Genomic DNA, 23,686 nt, shown 5'->3' with positions numbered 1-23,686 from the left:
AAAAAAATTGACGGCCGTTTATACGATGCTCATTTTATTGGGAGTCATTATTGCTTTTTCTTTATATAATTACTTCCATCAAAAGAAAATTTTAAAAACACTTACAGAGGATGAATTCCGAGCGGGCTATCGAAAAGCTCAGCTGATCGATGTACGGGAGGCAAATGAGTATGAAGCGGGACATATACTCGGAGCACGTAACATTCCGATCTCACAACTAAAAGCGAGAATGAAGGAAATTCGTCCTGATAAACCCGTTTATCTTTATTGTCAAAGCGGCTTGCGTAGCGGAAGAGCGGGACAAACGCTCTATAAAAAGGGCTATAAACAGCTTTACCATTTAGAAGGCGGCTTTAAAAAATGGTCTGGAAAAATTAAAACAAAGAAATAGATGGACCAGATTCATTTTAAAGTCCAAAAGAAACACACTTTGAAATTTTCGAAGTGTGTATTTCATTCTAATGGGGTCGATGAATAAAATAATGTATATACAACAACCCGCAGAAATTTCTTCTGCGGGTTGTTTTATATACTTATGCACTGATTGCTTTTTTCGAAAGGACCTCGTTCATACTTCCTGTGCGATAGCCGCATAGGTCTAGTGAGACGTAAGCAAAGCCTAATGAAACGAGTTTCTCATGAATTTCATCTTTATGCTTCACTAATTCAACAATTTGCTCTGCTGTTACTTCAATTCGTGCAACATTATCATGATGACGGACACGAACATGAGCAAAGCCAAGTTCAGCTAGGAAAAGTTCCGCTTCGTTCACTTGATTGATTTTTTGTTGATTCAGTTTGATTCCATATGGAATTCTTGATGCTAAACTGCATGATGCCGGTTTATTCCAAACTGGAAGCTCTAATTCTTGCGCCAGTTCACGGACTTCATCCTTATACAGATCAGCTTCCTGTAATACGCTGCGAATCCCCTCTTCATCTCTCGCTTTTAATCCTGGTCGGAAATCGTCCATATCATCCATAATCATTCCATCAAGAACATACGGAAAGTCCTTTTCCTTTGCCAATTCATTTAAACGAGTATAAAGAAGCTTTTTGCTATAATACCAGCTTTCTGGATTGTTCGCTACAATCCCCGGATGCTCGAGCTCTTTCACTTCTGTTTCATATACACGGACACCGATTTCCTCCGCTAATTTCACAGCCGCATGAAACTCTTCTTCTCGAAAAAGTTCCGATTTAACGACGACCGCTGCTACTTGATCACCTAACTCTTGCTGCGCGCGCTTTAAAACAACTGCACTATCTACACCGCCAGAAAAGGCGATCATTACCCGTCCCATGTCAGATAAAATTTCGCCCAATCGACGATTTTTTTCATTAATTGCTTCGTTCATGTTTGCTTGCCTCACTTTCCCCTTTAAAAGGATGTTGATATACACTGAATTTGATGACCTATCTAAGGCATCATAAATGAAATTATTAAAATAGTTTACACACTCACATTACTTCTACTAGGATTTTTTGTCAATAAAAACGCTCACAAACCGCATCTTTACAGCTTATAACGAAGAATCGGTTTACGCGCTGCTTTTGTTTCATCTAAACGTTTTACGATTGTCATATGCGGAGCTTCTTGGACGATTTCAGGATCTTTCTCTACTTCCTTGGCAATCTGAATCATCGCATCGATAAACGCATCCAACGTTTCCTTTGATTCCGTCTCCGTTGGTTCAATCATCATACATTCATCGACGATTAACGGGAAATAAATCGTCGGCGGGTGATAGCCAAAATCAAGCAATCGTTTGGCGATATCGAGCGTTCGAACCCCAAGTTTTTTCTGGCGTTTGCCGCTGAGAACGAACTCATGCTTACAATGGCGATCATATGGTAGATAGAAATAAGGAGCTAGCTTTCTCATCATATAATTCGCATTTAATACAGCATATTCCGTCACTGCCTTTAGCCCATCTGGTCCCATCGTCCGAATATACGTATATGCACGAACATTGATTCCAAAGTTCCCGTAAAATGGTTTCACCCGCCCAATCGAAGCTGGACGATCATCCTCCATTACGTATTGATCTCCCTTTTTTGTAATGATTGGCTTAGGCAAAAACGGAATAAACTCCTTTTTTACCCCGACAGGACCCGAACCAGGGCCACCCCCACCATGTGGACCAGTAAATGTTTTATGCAAATTTAAATGGACGACATCAAAGCCCATATCTCCAGGACGTGCTTTCGACATGACCGCGTTTAAGTTTGCTCCGTCATAATAAAGCTTACCACCAACATTATGAACAATAGCAGCCATTTCAACGATTTGCTCCTCAAACAGACCGAGTGTGTTTGGATTTGTTAACATAAATGCGGCTGTTTTATCATCAACAAGCTGCTGCAAATGTTCTAAATCAACAAGCCCATCTTTTCCCGATCGAACGGTCACTGTTTCAAATCCAGCTACGGTCGCCGATGCAGGATTGGTTCCGTGCGCCGAGTCAGGTATAATCACCTTCGAACGAGCAAAATCACCATTCGCTTCATGGAAGGCTCGAATCATCATCAGTCCTGTCCATTCCCCATGTGCCCCGGCTGCTGGTTGAAGCGTAACGGCATCCATTCCAGTGATTTCTTGCAAATGCTCTTGCAAGTCATACATTAATTCTAATGCTCCTTGGATTGTAGAAGCTGGCTGTAATGGGTGGATATGGGCAAATCCTGGCATTCTAGCTACTAGTTCATTTATTTTCGGATTATATTTCATCGTACAGGAACCTAATGGATAAAATCCGGAATCCACCCCGTAATTACGAGTCGATAATTCAGTATAATGACGAACCAAATCAAGCTCGGAAACTTCAGGAAGATCAGGCTCATCTTGGCGAATGTAGCCACTTGGCAAACATTCACTCATTTCCACATTAGGAACATCCAATTCTGGCAAACTGTACCCGATTCTTCCAAGTGTTGATTGCTCAAAAATGAATGGCACTTCCTGTCTTCTCATGCCGATCCCTCCATCCCGCTCACTAAACGATCAATTTCTTCCTTCGTTCGCAGCTCCGTAACGGCAATTAACATATGCCCTTCTTGCTTTGGATCATCACGGCCTAAATCGTATCCTCCAATAATGCCTTGGGATAATAGCCTGTCGTTAACAGCAGAAATCGATTCCGTTAATTTGACAACAAATTCATTGAAATGGAAGCCATCAAAAGGAAGCAAAAACCCTTTTTCCTTAAAACGTTTTTTTGCATAATGCGCTTTTTGGACATTTTGGACAGCCATCTCTCTTACTCCTTTTTTTCCAAGTGCCGCGATCGCAACAGATGCAGCTAACGCATTTAAGGCCTGATTAGAGCAAATATTCGATGTCGCTTTATCACGGCGAATATGTTGTTCCCGCGCTTGTAACGTCAATACGAAGCCGCGCCTTCCTTCCTCATCCGTCGTTTGGCCAACCAATCTGCCTGGAATTTTTCTCATTAGTTTTGTCGTCGTGGCAAAATAGCCGCAATGCGGGCCACCTAATGACGTGGGAATGCCGAATACTTGAGCATCACCAACGACAATATCGGCATTTAATTCACCAGGAGGCGTTAAAATTCCGAGTGAAAGCGGATTGCTGGAAACGATAAACAATGCACCTTGTTGATGAATGAGCGGCTCGATTTCCTTCAACGGCTCAATCAGACCAAAAAAATTTGGGTATTGAGTAATTACAGCAGCAACATTGTCTGCTAATTGTTCCTTTAGCGATTCGATATGGATGATGCCATTTTCATGTGGAATTTCAATCACCTCGAGTGATTGGCCTTTTGCGTATGTTTTCAATACTTCTCTCGCCTGCGGATGTACGGTTTGTGCAACGAGAATTTTTTTGCGCCGTGTATGTGAACAACTAAGCATCGCCGCTTCAGCAAGTGCTGTGCCACCGTCATACATCGAGGAATTGGCGACATCCATACCCGTTAGTTCACAAATCATCGTTTGGAACTCAAAAATTGCTTGTAGCTCCCCCTGTGATATTTCCGGCTGGTACGGAGTATAGGCCGTGTAAAATTCCGAGCGGGAAATAACCGCGTCAACAATCGTTGGAATGTAATGATCGTATACCCCTGCACCGAGGAAAGAAGGATATTGTTTAAGATTCGCATTTTTCGTTGCCATATTTGTTAGCTCTTTAATTAGATCTGTTTCGGCCTTTGCTTTTTTTATGTTGTAATCCCCTTTAAAACGCACCTTTTCTGGAATATCGGCAAATAACTCATCAATTGACTGAACTCCAATCGTCGCTAGCATGTCTTTTTTATTTTGCTCAGTCATTGGTAAATAGCGGTGGCGAAACATACGCATCCCTCCAATCTTTAAGAGCGAGTATAAAATGGTGTTTGCACAACTTTGGCTTTTAACCGTTTCCCTCGGATGTCTACGTACAATTCATTCCCAATCTTTTTATGGATCGAATCAATCAAAGCAAGCCCAAGATTTCGTTTTAACGTCGGTGATTGTGTCCCCGAAGTAACTATTCCGATTTCCTCATTCTGGTTAAACACTTTATAGCCATGCCTTGGGATGCCACGCTCGATCATTTCAATTCCGACAATTGTTTTGCTAACTCCAATTTCCTTCTGCTCCATTAAAGCTGCTTTCCCGATAAAATCATCCTGTATATTCAATTTAACAGCAAATGATAAGCCTGCTTCTAGCGGAGTAATATGTGGAGCAAGCTCTTGACCGTATAAAGACAAGCCCGCTTCAAAGCGCAAAGTATCCCGTGCCCCGAGACCACATGGAAGAAGTCCGTTCTCCTTGCCGGCTAAAAGCAAATCAGTCCATAGTTTTTTTGCGTCATGTGGATGACAATATAGCTCGAAGCCATTCTCTCCCGTGTATCCCGTTCGCGAAACAAGGGTTATACAATCATTTACGAAAACATTTTCCGAAAAGGTGAAATGTTCAATCTGCTTTAAATTGAATGAGGTTAGCTTTTGCATAATTTTTTCAGCACTTGGACCTTGGATGGCGAGCAATGCATATTCCCAGGAGCGATCGTCTATTTCAACAGCCCCCCTTTGATGCTTCCTTAGCCACTCAATATCTTTCTTTGTATTCGCTGCATTGACGACGAGAAGATAATCGGTTTCTGTTCGTTTATAAATGAGCAGATCGTCAAGTACTCCACCCTTTTCATTGCACATAAGCGTATATTGAATACTGCCCGCCTTTAAACGAGAAAGATCATTCGTCATCATCTTTTGTAAAAACGAAGCACTATCCTTACCCGTAACAGCAATTTCCCCCATATGCGACACATCGAATAGCCCGGCCTTCGTTCTTACCGCCTCATGTTCTTGTTTAATGCTTGTAAATTGAATAGGAAGCTCCCAACCGGCAAATGAGCCCATTTTTGCACCAAGCTTTTGAAAGTTTGAATATAGTGGAGTTCGGTTTACATTGATCATTTCCCTTCCTCCTACGCTTGAACATATTTTTTTATAAACAGGGCATAATAACGAAGAAAGCGCAATCACTTTATGAAAATAGCGTAACATTGATTGCCTGTTTGCACAATATATCCCTTCCATTTGTTAGGAGGATTACGATGGTCGTTACGATTGAATTTGATCATGATTGGAAAAATGAATTTTTACATAGAGTTGAAAAAGATGGGCCATGGTCCCGGCAAGATATGGCGCGTTTGACACTTCAAGGTGAACAGCATTTATGCATTCCAGAATTTGAAGGTTTGCTAGCAACAAAGTTTCTACCAAATCTGACACCATTGCCCCATCAATTGGAGACCGCCCAGCAAGTGGTTGAACAGATGAATGGAAAAGCCATATTGGCTGATGAAGTCGGACTTGGTAAAACGATTGAAGCGGGATTAATCTTAAAAGAGTATATGATTCGTGGGCTTGTCAAAAAAACATTGATTCTTGTACCCGCGTCACTCGTATCACAATGGGTTGCTGAACTAAATACAAAGTTTCATATTCCAGCTGTCGCTCAGCGGAAAAGCTATGTATGGGAACAGTATGACTGTGTTGTTTCTTCGATCGATACGGCAAAAAGAAGCCCTCATCGAGAAATCATCGCTCAGCAGCAATATGATTTGATTATCATTGATGAGGCACACAAACTTAAAAATCATAAAACAAAGAACTATGAATTTGCTCAATCATTAAAAAAGAAATTTTGCCTGCTATTAACGGCAACACCGATCCAAAATCGAATTGAAGAGATCTTTTATTTAGTCTCGCTTTTAAAACCTGGGCATTTAGGGAGTCAAAGCGGATTTTTGGAAAAATACAAAAATAAAAAGCTATCGGTTCAAGAGGATGAACATTTAAAAAACCTCGTCAATAAAGTAATGATTCGCAATCGCCGAGCAACGACAGGAATTGAATGGACAGAACGGCGTGTCGAAGCAATTCCGATCGAGTTCACAGATGAAGAGCGTGATTTATATGATTCACTAGAAATTTTAAGAAATGCCGAGCCTGAGTTTGCCGCACACGGTTTTTCTTTGCTTACATTAAAACGAGAGGCTTGCAGCAGCAGAGAAGCGGTTTTCTTCACATTAAAAAACATGCTGAACAAGCATGAGCAGCCATCAGAACGGTACGTCAAGACGCTTCAATATCTCCAGAAAAAAATCGAAGCAGTCACGCAAAACTCAAAAGCGGAAAAAGCGCTTGAATTAATTCAAACGATTAATGATAAAGTGATCATTTTTACAGAATATCGGGCAACTCAATTGTATTTGCAATGGTTTTTGCAACAACACGGGATTAAGTCCGTTCCTTTTCGAGGAGGGTTTAAACGAGGGAAGAAAGATTGGATGCGCGACTTGTTTCAAAATCATGTGCAAGTATTAATCGCCACAGAAGCAGGCGGCGAAGGGATTAACTTGCAGTTTTGCAGTCATGTTATTAATTTCGATCTTCCTTGGAACCCGATGCGTCTAGAGCAAAGAATTGGACGTGTCCATCGGTTAGGACAAGAAAATGACGTCCATATTTATAATTTTGCCGTAAAAAATACGATTGAGGAACATATATTAAAGCTTTTATATGAGAAGATTAAGCTCTTCGAACGAGTGGTCGGGGAACTGGATGAAATTTTAGCGAATCTTGATTGCAATCATTTGGAAGATCATTTCAAAGATATCTTTCAACATTCACAAACCGAAGGCGAAATGAAGGTAAAAATGGAAAACCTTTCATCATTAATCCATTTTGCCGATTCGCTGCGAAAGGAAGAGTTAACAAATGCTTCAGAAAGAAATTCATCAATATCTTGAACAGTTTTTTCAAGCGAGTGAATGTGAAATCATCGAGCAAGGCCCTGGATTTCTAACCATTCAATTAACAGTTGCGATGGATAAAGAGTTAATGAATCGACCTTTTTATTGGACATATTTAGAAAAAACAGGTGGCATTCCGAATCCGTTTGCGGTCACCTTTATTACTGATCAGGAAAAAGCCCCGGATGATTTAAAAGGGGAAGTGATTCATTTTGGTGCTCCCCGACTTCATCAACTATTTCGCACAGCAAAAAAATTCGGGGCATATGTCCGCCTCTACGAGGATCCGAGAACAGCCGATAGCCAACGGCATGTTCCTCTCCATCCTTGGCTCACTCTAAATATGAAAGTTTCTTACCAATGCGATCGCAAAAAAGATCAGATCATTTCGCTCGGCTTAAACTTAATCAACGGAATGATGAAGGAAGATATTCAAGCCGTTATTGAGCAAGCACACCTGACATCAAGCATTCCTGACTATTGTTTTACAGTTTCCCCCATTATAAAACCGGTGAGCGGATTAGCACGTATTGAAAAATACATGACGGATTCGATTGCAAGCAAGCCGCATACATGGGCTGAGGAAGCGCGCCAAAGATGGGACGAAGATGCCGCATTATTACATCATTTTTATGAAGAGTATGATGAAATGCCAGAAACATATGAAATCGAAAAACAAGCGTTACAGGAACAATATGAACCAAAAGTCAAGATTGAAGTCATTAACGGAGGGTTGATATATCTTGCTGCTGGTGCTTAGAGCTCCTTATATAAAAAGCTGACCCATCGTCTATCTAAGATGGGTCAGCTTTTGCGAAATAACATCGTAATTGATGCCGGAATAAGTCCAAACCAGTGAAAGAGGGTTGGCGGTCTTGCTTCCTTTCGTTCCAGCCTTATCTGCTTCCTTTCACTTTTAGGCTGTTCAAAATGACGGACAAATGTTTCTGTCATATATTTTAAGTAATCGTTGCCGGACATATTCTGCAACTCCTTCCTGTTATTAGGAAGTATAGCCAGATGTAGCGATGTTCATTCGTTCAATAATTTGATTTGCCACTTCATCGATTGATGCGCTTGTCGTATCGATGATCATTTCTGCACATTCCTTATATAAAGGGAGCCGTGCTTCATACATTTCCGCAATATCAGCTTGGGATTTTTTTTGAATCAATGGGCGTGTCGTGTCATGTTCAAGCCTTACAGCGGTAATGGCTGGATCACAAGCTAAAAACACAGTCTGCTCCCCTTTTAAAAATCGGCGATTCTCTTCATTTAAAATGACACCGCCACCCGTTGTAATGATGCAATCCTGTTTTGCGATTTTTCTTAAAACTTCGGATTCCTTATGGCGAAAATACGCTTCCCCGTCTTCACGGAAAATATCAGTAATTTCTTTCCCCTCTTCTCGAACAATTTGCTCATCCATATCAAATACGTCATAACCACAAATTTCTGCCATTCTTTTTCCTACTTCTGTTTTCCCCGCTCCCATAAAGCCAATTAAATAAATTGGTCTAGCCATGTTGTCCACCTCTATAAATTTATGTTTCTAATCGTATTATAATCGATTTTGTCATTTGTCGCATCGATATTTAAGAGAAGCTGTCGAAGCTCACTCTCATAGTAGTGCTTCATTTCCGTTACATACCCGTATTCGGATACATAAATATGCGTTGCTTCGATTAAGATGAATAGGGTAATAAGAGTTATGACTAATGTGAGCGGATAAATCATCCCTTGCTCATTTCGAATGATGAGCACCTCCTCACTTTTTAATTGGAATTCTCGTCTCATCCTTCGTTCCATTTAAAAATTCAACGGAAAGGATCAGAAAATCATCTTGTTTTGAAAAATGAGCATTTTTCAACTGCTGTAACACGACTTCATGGCCAAGTCCGTGATTTTTTCTACGAATAACATCCTGATATACTTCGTATTCAACAAATGTATGACGAATATCAATGAACATCCGCTCTTTGCCAATTGTTAGCTGATCACCCATTTCCACTTCTTGACGAAATTGAATAAGAAAGAGATTCCATTCATAATCATCAGCAACATCCAATGAACGATCTAATGCAGTAAAGGCGGAAAAAACGAGTGGTATAATCAACATAATCATCGTTAATATAAGTATCGACAAGGTCATCTCCAACAGCGTAAAGCCCAATTGACTATTCCATACATTTTTGCTTTCCTTCATAACCCATACATGCCTTCCACATTCCATCCCCGTTTCTTTTTAACGAAAGCTCATAATCCACCATCCTTACCGATCGAGTAACATTCCCTTCACTGCCAAGCACTAACTGCTGCTCAACATGTTCATATAATAGCCTTAGCCCTGTCATTTCCTTTTTTCCTTCACTTATATTAGCTAACATGGAATATAGTACGGGGATAAGTGTAAACGCTAATAATACGATCATCGTAAAAGCAAGGATTCCTTCAAGAAAAGCGATTCCTTTTTCATCTTCTAACATTGAATCTCCCCCTCCCGATATAAAAAGTTAGCTGAATCGAATGGTCCTGATGTTTAAAAGTAACCGTCCCGAAATGTGACACTGTCCCCTCCGATGTAATTGTATAGCTTAAAACAGACAGTTCACTAATATATATAGGTGTACGGATTTTTCGTTTAAGTAAAAGCTCACCACTTTGTGCAACCGCTTCGTATTGATTTTCTTCTTTTAAAAATTTAACATGTACCGATTCTTTCCGATTGATGGCAAACGCTTGAGCGTAATAAAGATCAGATTGCAATTGAGTGATAAACAGTTCCCGTTGCATCCAGTCATGGAAATGCTTGAATGAAAACAGACTAAAGCTAAGTAAAATGGTTAAAACCGATATTACTACGAGCATCTCAATCAATGTAAAGCCATCTTGCCGATTATTTCTCTTGAACCTTTCCATCGACAATCTCCAATTCGCTTCCGTTTGGACAACGGAGTTTACCATCCTCCTCATTTTGTTTAACATATCCTTCCGTAATAAGCTGTTCCATCGTTGGTGTTACTCCGTTTTCCAATTCATACGCTTGAGCTTGCCCTTGAACCATTTGAATAAGCGCCGCACAGCCTTTTTTATTAATCGCTGAACTATGTGTCGTCACATTTGGTAAAGCAACGAGCAAAATAATCGTAATGACGAGCATAACGATCATCATTTCCACTAAAGTGAAGCCCTTTTCTTTTTTTAGCCATTTCAACATGCTTCTTCTCTCCTTTTACATTGATTCAATCATCCGAAACATCGGTAGAAAAATAGACATATACATAATGATCACAACGAAGCCAATGACCGCGAAAATCGTAGGTTGGATCACTTGAAAAAGTTTCATCGTCATTTCCTCAAATCGTTGTAAGCAGATTTGACTATAATAAAGTAATTCACGATCAAGCCGACTGTTTTGTTCGCCATGGGCAACAATAAGAGCCATTTCATCTTCGAGAAAATGCAAGTGGGCTAATGCTTCTGAAGTAGAGTAACCGACAAGCAGTAATCGCTTCACATATTCTGCTGTCTCCCGCATCAAAGGGCGTAAGTTTTGCTCCTCCATAATGTGCATAATTTCATTCATCGAAAAACCACTTTTTAAGAGAAAGCTCCACTCCCTCGAAAGAAAAATCGTCTGATATAGCTTGTAAAACGATTTTATAAACGGCAGCCGGGAATAAAGTGAAGCGATTTCCAATGCGCTATATTTGCGGATGATGATAACTGCTGTTACAGCAAAACCAACACTTAATATGATAAAAATGAATGAATAGATAGGAAGATAGGTTGTCAAATGGAGAAGGAGCTTTAGGCCAGTATTCGGCTCATAGCCCATTGTTTGATAAAAGAGTTGGAAGCGTGGAAGCAAGAATAGCTGCATAAGAAGCCCAACGATCAATAAAACAAAAAATAAAAGTAGTGGATAGTAGAGCAATTGAACGAGTTTTTTACGTTCAGTGTCTCTCCGTATTAAATATTGACCAGCTTCTTCCAATGATTCTGCTAAAAAACCATGTTTATCAGCAAAATATACTTGAGTGCAAGCTTTGCGATCAAAATCGTGCCCAAGCATTACATGATGAAACGGCTGTCCCGTTTGTAGCTGATCAATCATCGAGGAAAAAAACATTTGATGTTTACGGTACATTCTTCCTTGAAAATCGAGTGCCTGCTGCAATGTAAATCCATTGTTAAGCATATTACCTGTCTTAAGGAGGATTTCACCTTGAATATGAAGTGGTAATCTCCCCTTCAACGTTCCAGCGACGATATTCTTTATACGAAATAAATCCAAGTGCCATCCCCTTCCTCATTAAAGAGTGAATCGTTTCATATTTTCCAGAATCATTTCCGCGCAAGATATTTTGTAATGCATGTCCGTATAAAATCTCATACACACCAACCCTTTTGGAGTATTCCTTTCGAATGCAGTACTTTGAACAATCCTGTCCGCAAAATGGACATAATAACGTTACAAGTCGTTGAGCACTAACAGCAAGAAGCGTTTGTTCAATTTCCTCGTGATTGATCCCAAATTCCAATAACCGATAAATCGCACCTTTGGCATCACGCGTATGCAAACTCGATAAGACGAGATGACCAGTCATCGCTGCTCGTATTGCAATTTCTGCCGTTTCCGCATCACGGATTTCTCCAATGAGAATCACATCCGGATCATGGCGCAAAATGGCTTTCAAACCTGTCTGATACGTAATTCCAGCCTTTTCATTTAGTTGAACTTGTAAAAATAAATCATTTTGTTTTTCTACTGGGTCCTCAATCGTTACAATTTTACGCTGTAATTGCTGAGCACAGTATTCTGCGAGGGCGTACATCGTTGAAGATTTGCCGCTGCCGGTTGGACCTGTGAATAATAACAATCCGAATGGATGATCCATTAATGAAGTAAGTGTTGTCATTGCTGACGGAAAAAGAGCTAGCTTTTGCAGAGAAATGCTCTGGTCTTGAGGTAAAATACGAATAACGAGGCTTTCGCGAAAAAGCGCAGTAGGAAGAGTGGATATACGTAATGCTGTCGGTCTGCCACTGATAGCCATCTGTAAGGAACCGCTTTGTGGCTTCCTTTTCTCACTAATATCAATCGATGCCATAAACTTTAAATGGGAAATCAATCTTTCGCCTGATTTTGGGGGGACCATCTTAATTGTTGCAAGCGAACCTTGAAGTCGAAATTGAACGAGGTAATCATGCTTTCGTGGAGTAAGATGAATATCTGTTGCTTCTAAATAAAGAGCATGCGATAAAATCTGGTCTGCTATTTTTTCAATCGACATTTTTCATGAAACACACCCTTTCTTTTTGCTTAGTACACCTTATTCGACATTCTCCCCTGTTTTCCTTCAAAAAAAGAAAAGTTTATTTCTTTTTTTCATTTTCTATAAAATGGGGTATAATATAAAGTAGATAAGCATGTTTGTTTATCACGTATTCGTCACAAACAAAACAGCACTTATATTTACTTTTTTATCATCATTCCTTTATAATAAGGAATTGATGGACTTTAGCTGCAAGGGAGGGATACATATGGAACGTATGTATAGGGTATTAGGCTTCTGGACTGCCATTTTTGCGATTATGTTTTATTTAGGCGGCATGGACAAAACCGCTTTGCTTTTTCTCGGACAAACGGGCTTCTTTGTACTACTTAGCTATTTAAAATTAACGGAACGCATGTATTTGTATGTATTTGGCGCATATTTAACCGTATTCTTCGCTGGATTTACATACTATACATTATTTATAATGCCTCCGGGTGGCGGATTGTCCTAATGACAAAAAGACTGGTTAATGAAACCAGTCTTTTTTCATTTTTATAGAAATGGATTAACGTCTTTCTCTCTTCCGATCGTTGTTGCCGGACCATGCCCTGATAGTACAACCGTATTATCTGGTAATGTTAGCAGTTTATTATGAATGCTTTCAATTAATTGATCGTAATTCCCATCAAGTAAATCCGTTCTTCCAATCCCGCTAGAAAAAAGAGCATCACCAGAAAAAACGGCATTTTCCTCCTCTACATAATAGGAAAGACTGCCCGGTGAATGGCCAGGCGTATGCATATACTTAAGTGTGAAAGGACCAATTTCGAGTGTCGCGTCCCCTGTTAATTGATGATCTGCCGGCCTTGCTGTAATCTGTGTTGGAAAGCGGGCAGAACCATTAAAACTAGGATTCGTTAACCATTCAGCCTCCACTTTATGAATATAAACGGGTATATTCCATTCATCCCGAACCGCATCAACAGCACCGATATGATCGAAATGAGCATGTGTTAATACAACCGCAAGCGGCTTAAATTCTTCTCTCTTTATGTAATCATTGAGTGCATGTCCCTCATGACCTGGATCGAAAATAATACACTCTTTTTCTTGATTATAAAGTATGTAACAATTTGTCTGATAATCCCCTAATGGGATCTGCTTCCAATTCATTATCTTTTTCCTCACTTTAGCTTTTTCTTAAGTTTAACATAAGATCTAGCGGGATTCTAAGTTTACCCGAAAATCAAGATTGACCTTCGTACGATGAATAAGTATTAAAAAAACAATGAAAAACGGAGGGTACTGAAAAAGCCCTCTTAATCCAGGGATCATTCATACTGTTGATTTTCGCTCCAGATAGACGCGTTCCTCGGAAAGCGTCCAATCAGAACGGAAATCAACACTCACAGCACACCACCATTTTGACACATTTTAATCAATCAAACGATTTCTATACTTAAAATACTTGTATGATGAAAAAGACCTCCATCTCTAATGATAATTGGTAAACTTAAACGTTGATTCTTTGATGAGAACCCTTCATTTGTGTATACTATACATAGCCATTCATAGAAGTGTCACTTTTGCAACTCGACAAAATCGAGAAAAAGCTATAAAATATGTAAGGACGTATTCATTTTACTTATATGATGGACAATATTGCAGAAAGGGGCTTTTTAAAAATGGGCACAGTGATCATTTTTCTTTTAGTTGCTTTGCTTGCTGTATTCGGTACAATTAGTGCACTTAAAAACAAAAATCCACTCGGTATTATTTTCGGATTAGGAGCGGTTGGTGTATTCGGCTTTTTCGCGATCGCTTCCTTATTAAAAATTTCGGAGTCTTTACCCGAACTATAATTCAAACGAATACATAAAGCGAAGCTTCCTTAATTGGAAGCTTCGCTTTTTTCGTTGTTTACAATCGACTCTATTTTCCCTGACTCTAAATGAAGCAGCTCTTCTAATTGGTAGCCGTATAAGCAAAGTTCTCCTTCAGGAGCACAGCGAATCGGCTTGTTTTCCAATTGATCGGACACGACAGTTTCTGATAAATCATCTAGATCTAATTGAATCAATGCAAATCCATCATTGTACATATCGACACTTCCATGTTTTTGAGGAATAAACGTAAAAAACTGATGATCACTCACTCGATAATCATAATGTGGAATCAGCCAATCGGAAAATTGAGTTAAATTAGGCACAGCCCGTGTTCCTAGCTCTTCCATGGATTGATTGTAGAAATGATATTCAATTTTAGTTTGGTCGTTATCAGGAACCGTAATGGCCATCAGATAATCTGAAAACACATCAAAGTGATATACATTCTCCAGTAATAAAGCAGATGATTGCTGATCAGCCAGCGGTGTTTTCCATAGAGGAGCAAAGAAAGAAAGTCCATTCTCCTCCCATCTTTGTTCAATAACAGTTTGATCCCCATACCATTTCATAAATGGCTGTAAATGGTTTCGTTCAGTTAACTGCTTTGTCGTTGTATTCACTGAGTATACTTTATATGACCAATCAGCATTGAAGGCGGTAATAAGCAGTTTAGAATCGTCTGTATCGGACCATTCAAATGCAAGCTCATGTGATTCAATCTCGGTGGAATAGTCCATATCTCCTTTAACATCTATTATAAAAATTTCTGCCCCATATGTATGTGGTGATGTGTGAATAAGAATCTTTTCTCGATCTGGATGAACGATGACATCAACAATCGGAGCGGAGGTTGTAAAAATGATTGTCGATTCATTCGAGAATAGTTGATGAGTTGAAAGATAATACGTTCCAGCCTGTTCATATGACCATAAAATCGTTTCTTGATCAAGCCAACCATAGATTGATTGAAAATGCCCTTCCCTGATTGTGAGCGGATTGACTCGCTTAACCTCACTAGCCTCGTCCACCTGCTCTTCATTCAAATCGTGAGGAAGCTGCGGAATCGTCTGGGAGGGAATTTGTTCAATTTGCGTTTTTGCACAACTCGTTAGAAAAAAAAGCCCAAAAACCAATAAAAATAGTAGATAACAAAATTTTAGTCGCACAAACTCCCCCCCTTTTTCATTCCAATTATTTCAAAAAATTGTTTGAAAAACTCCCACAGAATGTTTCTATGGGAGTTGTTTTTCTAGCTCTTGTTCAGACTGTAAATAATTTGGATTTTCGTAAAAACGAAGCAGATCTCCGTAAATGATTTTATCTGAATAATTCAATTCTGTTCTTGCCTTTTCTTTAAATGGTTCACAGAAAGAATCATCAACTGGCTCTTCTGTCTCTTTTGAGTAACAAACATTATCAGCATATACATAATCCTTTGTTACAAATCGACCATCGCGGAAAACAACAAAGTCATGGTGATCAGGAGAAAATAGGTCTGCACCAAATTGAATATCATTCTTCGTATCTACACCGAGCAAATGCAATAACGTCGGTTTCAAATCAATTTGACCACTCACTTTTGAAATCGTCTTCCCTCTACCATGATCGGTTACACCAGGAATATGGACGAAAAATGGTACACGTTGCAGCTGCGCACTTACAAATGGTGTTACCTCTTGACCTAAATATTGCTCCATTGCGGCGTTATGATTTTCTGAGATACCATAATGGTCGCCGTACATGACGATGATAGAATTATCATAGATGCCTGCTTCTTTTAACTGCTCAAAGAACACTTTGAGTGCTTCATCCATATAACGGACGGTTGTGAAATAGCGATTGAGCGTACCGCTTTTTGAGTCATATTCATCAATCATCTTATCTTCACCTTCCACTTTAAATGGATGGTGATTCGTTAGTGTAATCATTTTCGTATAGAAAGGTTTTGGCATATCTTTCATTAGTTCAACGGATTGCTCGAAAAATGGAATATCTTTCATGCCCCAACCAACTGAATTTTCAGGAGTGATCGTATAGTCTGTTGCCGAATAAAAATAGTTATAGCCTAAAGCTTCATACATAATGTCTCGATTCCAAAAGCTTTTATTATTCGCATGCATTGTCGATGTGAAATAACCTGTCTCACTTAGCTTTTCAGCCATCGCATCAAACTCGTTGCCTGAGTGCGTAAAGAAAACTGCCCCACGGTTTAATGGATATAAGGAGTTTTCTAATAAAAACTCAGAGTCTGATGTTTTCCCTTGACCTGTTTGATGGTAAAACTGGTCAAAATAATAACTATCATTTATTAGACTATTTAAAAACGGCGTTACTTCTTGGCCGTATACATCATTATTAATAACGAAGTTTTGCAATGATTCTAATGAAATGACGATCAAGTTTTTGTCTTTGGCAATCCCGAACATTTCCTCGTCTGGTTTAGCATAGCTTGCATTAATATAATTATCGATATCAACTAATTCACTGCCATCCGCCATTGCTCTTTGTGCAGACGATTTTGACTGCAAGAAAATATCATAAAGATGATAATTGTACGTGCCAAGATTTTTAACGAGCATTTCTCTATCAAATGTCCGTGTTAATAACTGAGGACGTTCTGTTTCTGCTAAGCCTAAATTTAAAAAGAGCATGGCTGCTGCGACAAGAAAATAGGCGCGGCGATTTGCTTTTTTAATTGGAGTACTTTTTATTGTTTTCGGCTTAAATTTCATGAGCACAAGCAATAGAACAACATCAATAAAATAAATGATATCCATTAGATGGATTTCCGTTGCTGCACTATCGCCCAAATCGGCAAAATTACTCGTTTGGAACAATACTGGTAATGTTAAGAAGTCTGTAAAAAAACGATAAAAAGCCACATTCGCATATAATATGAATCCTAGGATAAAACTAGTAATGACAACATAGCGATTTCTCGCTTTTTCCGTTTGAAAAAATAAGGCTATACCAAATGCAAATAGCAAGAAACTTAATGGATTAATAAATAAAATAAGCTCTTGCATGAAATTTTCAATTTTAATATTAAAACTTGTTTTATAGACAATATATGTTTTGATCCAAAGCATAAGTGCTGCTATGATTGGAAAAAAGATACTGCTTTTTCTAAGCTTACTCAAAGCGTTAACCTCCTACCTAATGTTGTTGCGCCATGAATGTATTTCCATTTAATTGAAATTAATAATATGAACCAACGAATATCATAATATGTTTCTGCCAAAAAATCAAATCCAGCCTTCTCCTTCTATACCATTCAATCGCCGAATCGATCGTGCACATATATATAGACGACTGAGCGGCAAAAAAGTTTCATGTCTGTCCAAAAAAATGCAAAAACAGCCTATTTTCCTACAACTCATTAGGTATTTTCTCATATAATTAATAGAGAAAGGGCGAGGTTCTTGTCGCCCTAGCCCTTTTAACGATAGTTTATTTTATTCGCCGCAATCCATGCTGCGCCAACAATTCCAGCGTCATTCCCCAACTCCGCTAGGACCATTTCCGTATTTTCTGCAACAGGTTTAAAGGCATATTTTTTAAAGTATGTTGTGAGTGGCGTCATTAAACCATCTCCAGCCTTGGAAACTCCTCCGCCAATAACGATTTTCTCAGGGTTAAGAACGACTGATACATTCGCTAATGCAAGCCCTAAATAATTAGCAAGATCGTGAACCGTCTCCTGCGCCAATGAGTCCCCTAATGAGGCCGTTTCAAAAATATCTTTTGCAGAAATCGTTCCTTGCTCCGCAAATTGCTGCTTTAACTTGGAATCTCCTTCAAAATCCGTCATCTTTTCTTTAGCCATTCTAACAATGCCTGTGGCCGATGCGACGGTTTCTAAACAACCAGTTTTTCCACAATTGCAGCGCGCACCGCCATGAGGAACAGATGTAATATGGCCGACTTCTCCAGCAGCGCCCTTACTGCCATGAACGATATCTCCATCGTTAATAACGCCTCCACCAACTCCTGTACCGAGTGTAATGCAAATCATATTTTTTGCGCCTTTTCCAGCCCCTTGCCACATTTCACCTAATGCTGCACAATTCGCATCATTGTCAATTGCTACTGGAATATTTAGAGCGGTTTCCATTAAATCACTCAATGGGTAATCGTCAGGCCAACCAATGTTAACAGCCTCAAAAAGCAAGCCTTTTTCCGTATCGACTGGACCCGGCGCACCGACACCAGCGGCGATAAGCTGATCACGTTCCATATGTAATTCCTCTAATTTTTCAAAAATCGATGCGGCAATTTCAGAAATCACATGTTTGCCACCCTCTTGTTTATTCGTAGCGATTTCCCATTTATGATTAATATTCCCGCTCTCTGTTAAAAATGCAAGTTTTATAGATGTCCCACCAATATCAATGCCAACAAGTTTTTTTTCATTCATTTCATTTTCCCCACATTTCCTATTTTTTATTTTTTTCTTTAGTAATCTCGCTTCGTAAAATAAGTAATGCTTGCTGAAATTGTTCCGAAGTGATTAATTTTGATCCATAAAGTTCTCTAACTTCTGCTTCCATTAATTCTAAATCTGCCAATCGGTCCCCAATATAAATAAAAATCCCAAAGTTTTTTAAAAGTTGTTGAACATCAAATGCTGATTTCATTTTTCTCACCACTATGTTTTTCTAATTCATGAATGAATTGTTCATACTTATCATTTTGAAAGAGGTCATTCGCAATTTCCGCGTGAATTTTCGCTTGCTCAATCTCACCCGTTTCCAAGTAAAGGATCGCTAAATTGAAATGTGCTTCATGAAATTTTGGTTCAATTTCAACCGCCTCTTCCAATAAGTCTCTCGCTTTCAAATAATCTTCTTGATAGATTTCAAGAAGTGATAATTGAAAATACGATAATTCATTTCCTTTCCCATCGTTTACATATTGTGACAATAAATCATAGGCCTTTTGCCATTCGCCTTTTTCGACATACTCTTGGGCCATTTGATTAAAAACGGCGGGGCGATCGTTCGCAAACCCGATAGTAAACATAAGCCAAATGGCTGCTGCCGTTAATAAAGCGAAAACCGCTTGAAACGAAATACGACGTTTTTTCGGAAAATGAACGATTCCAGTAGCGAAAAATCCTCCGATTAATCCTCCGATATGCCCAGCATTATCAATGCCTGGAACGGAAAAGCCAAATATTAAGTTGATTCCGATAAGTGCGATCACATTCATTCCTACGGTTCTGAAAAACAGTTGTGAGTTCACAACCCCTAAATAAAGCAATGCACCGAAGCAACCGAAAATAGCCCCGCTCGCACCTGCTGATAAATGATCGGTGAATACGAAGCTTGCAAGTGTACCAGCAAATCCGGAAAATAAATATATCCAAAGAAATCGTATGCGTCCAAACATTCTTTCCACTGCAGTTCCTAAATAATAAAGAGCTAACGTATTCATAAGTAAATGTAAAATACCAATATGTAAAAAGACAGGCGTAATAAAACGCCACCATTCTCCAGCCAAAATAAGCGGATTATATTTCGCCCCAAATGTAATCAAAGTCTCTGTATTCGTACTGCCACCTTTTGCCTCCATCAATAAAAACATGATGATTTGAACAGCCATAAAGAAATATGCAAAAAAAGGCTTAGCAAAATCAAATAATTGTCGTTCTTCTTGGACCTGATCTGAAGTTTGCCTAATAATATTTTCTTTAAGTGAAATAATTTCACTCTCTTCATACTCTTCCTTTATACGAAGGTCAAGCGGCGCCCCGATTATTTTTCCAACTTCGTCGAGCGCTTCATTAGCATATTTCCTTGTGATGATGACAGTCGGGATCCTTACCTTTTTATTTCCGATGTTCGCTCTAGTCAATTGATCATCGTCTACTGGGGGATGCTCTGATACATAAAGATTTAACACCGTTAAATGCCTAGCATAAAAATGCTTTCTTAGTCTTTCTGCTTGCATATATACCATTTGTAAATCTCGTCGTATTTTCGCATTCCAATCAAGGTCATATCTAACTAAACGGATCATTCTTGCTTGTTTATTTTTTCTATTTTCTAACCAGATTTCCGTCTGTGATTCATTTACTCTAACTAACCGATAATTTTTTTCTGAGATAAACTCGTTGATCAATTGCCAAAACAAAAAATCTTCTTGTCCTGCCAAGACGCAAGCCCCACTTTCATACGTTCGAACCGTTTTGTATATTATTTTTACTATAACGAAAACCCTCAACGGTTGCAATTAGAACGCTAGCTCTTTGTAATACGCAAGCACCCGTTAGGATTTATGTTCCAAGCGGATGCCTAAAACATAAATCCACTAAAGAGGTTTCTATTAAAAAATCTTAATTCCATATAGTTATTCCGTTACATTGTTCAGTAGATGAATACTAAAAAATCATCATGAACAAAAAAAGATCATCACTGATCTTTTTAGCATGAAATGACTTCTTTATTTGTAATAATTTTATGTACCGGAATATCATGAGCTTCAGTTGGAATATCATCGATAATTTGTTCAGCAAAAGCAAGTGAGATCATCTTCCCTTGAAACCGCTTTAAATATCGATCATAGTAGCCGCCGCCAAAGCCGATGCGATATCCGCTTCGATTGTAAATTAACCCTGGAACAATGATTAATTGAAGCTGCTCTTTTTCAATCGCTTCCGTTTCTTCAATCGGTTCAAGTAAGCCATAATAAGCTGATTCCAATTGATCAAACGATGTAATTTTTTTAAATACCATCTCCTTTGAAGCTGGAATACATTTAGGCACGGAAATAATTTTCCCTTGGGCCCACCCTTCCTTAATAAGCCGTCTCGTTTCAACTTCTGGAAACTGAGAAATGGTGATTGCGATTGTTTCCGCCTTTATCCACTCTGTTGTATCTATTAACCGATCGGCAATCTGCCCTGACTTTTTCTTATATGTCATTTCGTCCATTTCATTTAAGTAATCACTCATTTGTTTTCTTATCATTTTTTTATCCATAGCAGAAACTCCTCTTAATGAAAAAAGACCAAAACACTGGTGCGTACAATGTTTTGGCCTTTTATTAATTACTTCGTTTCACGATGCAAAGTAACCCGTTTTTCTCTTGGGCAGTATTTTTTAAGCTCAAGACGGTCAGTATTATTACGTTTGTTTTTTGTTGAAATATAGTTACGCTCACTGCATTCCGTGCAAGCTAGTGTAATATTTACGCGCATGTCTTTCCCTCCAAACTTCAATGCATTCTTCACTATTCATACGACCTTTTAATAATATCACTATTGTTTAAGAAATGCTAGTAATTTTTCATCTGAATGTTGTACTTAGATGAGCGATTGATATAATAAGAATATTGAAAAGGTAGAGGTGGAATATGAATACAATTATTATTATTTTATTAAGCGCATCAGCATTATTATTGTTCATTTCCTTTTTCCAAAAAAATCGTACGCGCGAATTGGAAAAAGAAATGGAACAATTATCGATCCAAATGCTACAAGAGCATTATTCCCTCAAGAAAAGAATGAGCATTCTTGAGGAAGAATTACTTTTAGAGGACGAGCCTTTGGAGTTTAAAAAAGAACCAAATGAAATATTAATGAATCAAGTGTTAGCTTTATTTAATCAAGGGCTCGATATCCACCAAATTGCTAAACAATCCTCCCTATCGCTTGAAACGGTTCGCGATATATTAAGCAGGAGGTCGTAATGATGGATAAACAGACAACGAGAGGATTAGCAGCCGGTTTATTTCTTGCCGCTCTCATTTTAATTATCTACCATTCTTTTTTTGCCAAAGAAGAAAAGATAGCGAAACAGCCTGATCCCGATTATATTGAAGTAAAGCTTGCTGATTATGAGCGTATCGTTGAGCAAGAAAAAGAATGGAGAGAAAAATACGAGTCCCTTTTAGCTGAAAAAGAGCCAGTAAAGCAAGATGATGTCGAGCCAAAAATCATCACCTTTAAATTGGATATTGTTGAAGGGATGTCATCGAAAGAAATTAGCAAACAATTAGAGGATGCCGGAGTGATCGATAGCTCTGAACAGTTTAATGCATTTCTTGGAGAAAAAGAGCTCCAACGTTATATTCAAATTGGCACATTTCAATTAGACAACACGATGACAAACGAACAAATTGCCAAAATGATTACGAAAGAATAGAAATAAGGTATGCATAAGCAAAAACACACTTCGTATGAAGTGTGTTCAGACTGTAGACAAACACAGAAATTTAGGTGTTTGCCTACGGTCTTTTTTCTTTTAAAATAGTGGTAACCTAGGAAAGTTGATTTCCGCTTCGGGCGGACGCGTTCCGCGGGCACGGCTTCAGCCGCTTCCCTCGCTGTGCTCAGTCCAGGGTCTTCAGCTCGCGCTGTTCCCGCAGGAGTCGCCGCCCTACGCTCCAATCAACGGTATTTCTTATTAAAAATAGGAGGTGATGGATATGATGACGAAGAATCAAATCAATGAGCGCGAACAGTTGGAAATGCTGACCATAGAGCAGTTGGTTCCTCAAAATCATCTAGTTCGCAAACTAGATGCGGCTATTGATTTCTCCTTCATCTATCCATTAGTTGAAGATCTTTACTCGACCATCGGTAGACCCAGCATAGATCCTGTAGTGCTGATCAAGATGACATTCATTCAGTATACCTTCGGCATCCGCTCCATGCGCCAGACAATCAAGGAAATTGAAACGAACGTGGCATATCGCTGGTTTCTAGGCTTTGGCTTTCATACCGAGGTTCCTCACTTCTCCACGTTTGGGAAAAACTATGTCCGTCGATTTGCAGATACTGATCTGTTCGAGCAGATTTTCTATAAAGTTCTAAACGAAGTGACAAATCGTGGGCTTCTCAGCCCAGATCATGTCTTCATTGATTCGACCCATGTTAAAGCGAGTGCGAATAAGAGAAAGTTCGAGAAGAAGGTTGTTCGTAAAGAGACGCGAGCTTATGAGAAGAGGCTCCAGGAGGAGCTCAACCTTGATCGTGAAAAGAACGGGAAGAAACCATTCCCACCGGAAAAGTTTGAAACAGAAGAGTACAAGGAGATTAAAGAATCGACAACGGACCCTGAGAGTGGTTATTACGTTAAGGATGAACGGACAAAGCAATTTGCCTATTCTTTTCACGCTGCTACGGACGAGAAGGGATTTGTACTCGCAAACATCGTCACTCCAGGAAATGTTCACGATAGTAATATGCTTGAACCGCTAGTCCAGAAAATCATCGACCAGGTAGGACGTCCAATCGT

The 23,686-nt window shown here is 39.1% G+C and carries 29 protein-coding genes; 8 read left to right on the top strand and 21 right to left on the bottom strand.

The window, feature by feature from the left end; genetic code table 11:
* Positions 1-25: 25 nt before the first annotated feature.
* Positions 26-391, top strand: coding sequence for a rhodanese-like domain-containing protein (locus KHA95_RS16285; RefSeq protein ID WP_213138989.1), 366 nt, complete (start codon positions 26-28; stop codon positions 389-391).
* A gap of 142 nt (positions 392-533) precedes the next feature.
* Here KHA95_RS16285 and larE read toward each other — a convergent pair whose 3' ends face one another.
* The 4 genes from larE to gcvT form a co-directional block, all read right to left on the bottom strand.
* Complete coding sequence (larE, locus tag KHA95_RS16280; RefSeq protein ID WP_213138618.1) at positions 534-1,358, bottom strand: ATP-dependent sacrificial sulfur transferase LarE; 825 nt, start codon at positions 1,356-1,358, stop codon at positions 534-536.
* A 158-nt stretch (positions 1,359-1,516) separates the two neighbouring features.
* The gene (gene gcvPB, locus KHA95_RS16275) at positions 1,517-2,974 is read right to left on the bottom strand and encodes an aminomethyl-transferring glycine dehydrogenase subunit GcvPB (protein ID WP_213138617.1); all 1,458 of its coding nucleotides are present in this window, start codon (positions 2,972-2,974) and stop codon (positions 1,517-1,519) included.
* Positions 2,971-4,317 (bottom strand): aminomethyl-transferring glycine dehydrogenase subunit GcvPA, encoded by a 1,347-nt coding sequence (gcvPA, locus tag KHA95_RS16270; RefSeq protein ID WP_213138616.1) that lies wholly within the window; start codon positions 4,315-4,317, stop codon positions 2,971-2,973. The genes gcvPB and gcvPA overlap by 4 nt, the downstream gene beginning before the upstream one ends.
* Positions 4,318-4,334: 17 nt before the next feature.
* On the bottom strand, positions 4,335-5,432 hold the full coding sequence (gene gcvT, locus KHA95_RS16265) for a glycine cleavage system aminomethyltransferase GcvT (protein ID WP_213138615.1): 1,098 nt from the start codon (positions 5,430-5,432) through the stop codon (positions 4,335-4,337).
* 140 nt (positions 5,433-5,572) lie between these two features.
* Between gcvT and KHA95_RS16260 the strand changes: the two genes are divergently transcribed.
* A complete protein-coding gene (locus KHA95_RS16260; RefSeq protein ID WP_213138614.1) occupies positions 5,573-7,273 on the top strand; it encodes a DEAD/DEAH box helicase in 1,701 nt (566 codons plus the stop codon).
* Positions 7,242-8,036, top strand: a complete 795-nt coding sequence (locus KHA95_RS16255; protein ID WP_213138613.1) for a YqhG family protein — start codon at positions 7,242-7,244, stop codon at positions 8,034-8,036. The genes KHA95_RS16260 and KHA95_RS16255 overlap by 32 nt, the downstream gene beginning before the upstream one ends.
* A gap of 44 nt (positions 8,037-8,080) precedes the next feature.
* On the opposite strand, the gene KHA95_RS16250 is transcribed toward KHA95_RS16255, so the two are convergent.
* From KHA95_RS16250 to comGA, 9 genes are read right to left on the bottom strand one after another with little or no spacing between them, the layout of a single operon-like run.
* Positions 8,081-8,257: a YqzE family protein gene (locus KHA95_RS16250; RefSeq protein WP_213138612.1), complete on the bottom strand. Its 177-nt coding sequence runs from the start codon at positions 8,255-8,257 to the stop codon at positions 8,081-8,083.
* Positions 8,258-8,279: 22 nt separating this feature from the next.
* On the bottom strand, positions 8,280-8,801 hold the full coding sequence (locus KHA95_RS16245; protein WP_213138611.1) for a shikimate kinase: 522 nt from the start codon (positions 8,799-8,801) through the stop codon (positions 8,280-8,282).
* Positions 8,802-8,812: 11 nt separating this feature from the next.
* Positions 8,813-9,073 (bottom strand): hypothetical protein, encoded by a 261-nt coding sequence (locus KHA95_RS16240; RefSeq protein ID WP_213138610.1) that lies wholly within the window; start codon positions 9,071-9,073, stop codon positions 8,813-8,815.
* Positions 9,045-9,482, bottom strand: coding sequence for a competence type IV pilus minor pilin ComGF (gene comGF, locus KHA95_RS16235; protein ID WP_213138609.1), 438 nt, complete (start codon positions 9,480-9,482; stop codon positions 9,045-9,047). Before comGF ends, KHA95_RS16240 begins: the two co-directional genes overlap by 29 nt.
* On the bottom strand, positions 9,454-9,762 hold the full coding sequence (locus KHA95_RS16230; RefSeq protein ID WP_213138608.1) for a hypothetical protein: 309 nt from the start codon (positions 9,760-9,762) through the stop codon (positions 9,454-9,456). The genes comGF and KHA95_RS16230 overlap by 29 nt, the downstream gene beginning before the upstream one ends.
* Complete coding sequence (comGD, locus tag KHA95_RS16225) at positions 9,749-10,195, bottom strand: competence type IV pilus minor pilin ComGD (RefSeq protein ID WP_213138607.1); 447 nt, start codon at positions 10,193-10,195, stop codon at positions 9,749-9,751. The genes KHA95_RS16230 and comGD overlap by 14 nt, the downstream gene beginning before the upstream one ends.
* Complete coding sequence (gene comGC / locus KHA95_RS16220) at positions 10,173-10,493, bottom strand: competence type IV pilus major pilin ComGC (protein ID WP_213138606.1); 321 nt, start codon at positions 10,491-10,493, stop codon at positions 10,173-10,175. The genes comGD and comGC overlap by 23 nt, the downstream gene beginning before the upstream one ends.
* Positions 10,494-10,508: 15 nt before the next feature.
* On the bottom strand, positions 10,509-11,573 hold the full coding sequence (comGB, locus tag KHA95_RS16215; RefSeq protein WP_213138605.1) for a competence type IV pilus assembly protein ComGB: 1,065 nt from the start codon (positions 11,571-11,573) through the stop codon (positions 10,509-10,511).
* The gene (gene comGA / locus KHA95_RS16210; RefSeq protein ID WP_213138604.1) at positions 11,500-12,573 is read right to left on the bottom strand and encodes a competence type IV pilus ATPase ComGA; all 1,074 of its coding nucleotides are present in this window, start codon (positions 12,571-12,573) and stop codon (positions 11,500-11,502) included. Before comGA ends, comGB begins: the two co-directional genes overlap by 74 nt.
* 250 nt (positions 12,574-12,823) lie before the next feature.
* On the opposite strand from comGA, the gene KHA95_RS16205 reads away from it, so the two are divergent.
* Entirely contained in the window at positions 12,824-13,069 is a 246-nt protein-coding gene (locus tag KHA95_RS16205) for a DUF2626 domain-containing protein (protein ID WP_213138603.1), read from the top strand.
* Between the two features lie 41 nt (positions 13,070-13,110).
* On the opposite strand, the gene KHA95_RS16200 is transcribed toward KHA95_RS16205, so the two are convergent.
* Positions 13,111-13,731, bottom strand: a complete 621-nt coding sequence (locus KHA95_RS16200) for an MBL fold metallo-hydrolase (RefSeq protein WP_213138602.1) — start codon at positions 13,729-13,731, stop codon at positions 13,111-13,113.
* 512 nt (positions 13,732-14,243) lie between these two features.
* Between KHA95_RS16200 and KHA95_RS16195 the strand changes: the two genes are divergently transcribed.
* Complete coding sequence (locus tag KHA95_RS16195; RefSeq protein WP_213138601.1) at positions 14,244-14,420, top strand: DUF2759 family protein; 177 nt, start codon at positions 14,244-14,246, stop codon at positions 14,418-14,420.
* 29 nt (positions 14,421-14,449) lie between these two features.
* Here the strand turns inward: KHA95_RS16195 and KHA95_RS16190 are convergent, their stop codons facing one another.
* From KHA95_RS16190 to rpmG, 7 genes are all read right to left on the bottom strand, one after another.
* Positions 14,450-15,610, bottom strand: coding sequence for a YqgU-like beta propeller domain-containing protein (locus KHA95_RS16190; RefSeq protein ID WP_213138600.1), 1,161 nt, complete (start codon positions 15,608-15,610; stop codon positions 14,450-14,452).
* Positions 15,611-15,676: 66 nt separating this feature from the next.
* Positions 15,677-17,584, bottom strand: coding sequence for an LTA synthase family protein (locus KHA95_RS16185; RefSeq protein WP_481748455.1), 1,908 nt, complete (start codon positions 17,582-17,584; stop codon positions 15,677-15,679).
* 299 nt (positions 17,585-17,883) lie between these two features.
* Positions 17,884-18,861 carry an ROK family glucokinase gene (locus KHA95_RS16180; RefSeq protein WP_213138599.1) on the bottom strand — a complete coding sequence of 326 codons (978 nt, stop codon included), beginning with the start codon at positions 18,859-18,861 and terminating at the stop codon, positions 17,884-17,886.
* Between the two features lie 19 nt (positions 18,862-18,880).
* Positions 18,881-19,081, bottom strand: coding sequence for a YqgQ family protein (locus KHA95_RS16175; protein ID WP_213138598.1), 201 nt, complete (start codon positions 19,079-19,081; stop codon positions 18,881-18,883).
* Positions 19,065-20,600 (bottom strand): rhomboid family intramembrane serine protease, encoded by a 1,536-nt coding sequence (locus tag KHA95_RS16170; protein ID WP_213138597.1) that lies wholly within the window; start codon positions 20,598-20,600, stop codon positions 19,065-19,067. The genes KHA95_RS16175 and KHA95_RS16170 overlap by 17 nt, the downstream gene beginning before the upstream one ends.
* A 269-nt stretch (positions 20,601-20,869) precedes the next feature.
* A complete protein-coding gene (locus tag KHA95_RS16165) occupies positions 20,870-21,427 on the bottom strand; it encodes a 5-formyltetrahydrofolate cyclo-ligase (protein WP_213138596.1) in 558 nt (185 codons plus the stop codon).
* 68 nt (positions 21,428-21,495) lie between these two features.
* Positions 21,496-21,645: a 50S ribosomal protein L33 gene (gene rpmG / locus KHA95_RS16160; RefSeq protein ID WP_213097383.1), complete on the bottom strand. Its 150-nt coding sequence runs from the start codon at positions 21,643-21,645 to the stop codon at positions 21,496-21,498.
* Positions 21,646-21,800: 155 nt separating this feature from the next.
* Here rpmG and KHA95_RS16155 point away from each other — a divergent pair, with 155 nt between their 5' ends.
* The 3 genes from KHA95_RS16155 to KHA95_RS16145 all read left to right on the top strand — a co-directional run.
* A complete protein-coding gene (locus KHA95_RS16155) occupies positions 21,801-22,136 on the top strand; it encodes a helix-turn-helix domain-containing protein (RefSeq protein ID WP_213138595.1) in 336 nt (111 codons plus the stop codon).
* Between the two features lie 2 nt (positions 22,137-22,138).
* Positions 22,139-22,591: an endolytic transglycosylase MltG gene (locus KHA95_RS16150; protein WP_213138594.1), complete on the top strand. Its 453-nt coding sequence runs from the start codon at positions 22,139-22,141 to the stop codon at positions 22,589-22,591.
* A 283-nt stretch (positions 22,592-22,874) separates the two neighbouring features.
* A partial coding sequence (locus KHA95_RS16145; RefSeq protein ID WP_213136950.1) for a transposase occupies positions 22,875-23,686 on the top strand: 812 nt, incomplete at its 3' end.

Origin of the sequence: Bacillus sp. FJAT-50079, from assembly GCF_018343515.1 — a bacterium.
In the GTDB taxonomy this organism is placed as follows: domain Bacteria; phylum Bacillota; class Bacilli; order Bacillales; family Bacillaceae_C; genus Lederbergia.
This window is presented reverse-complemented; position numbering and strand designations above follow the sequence as displayed.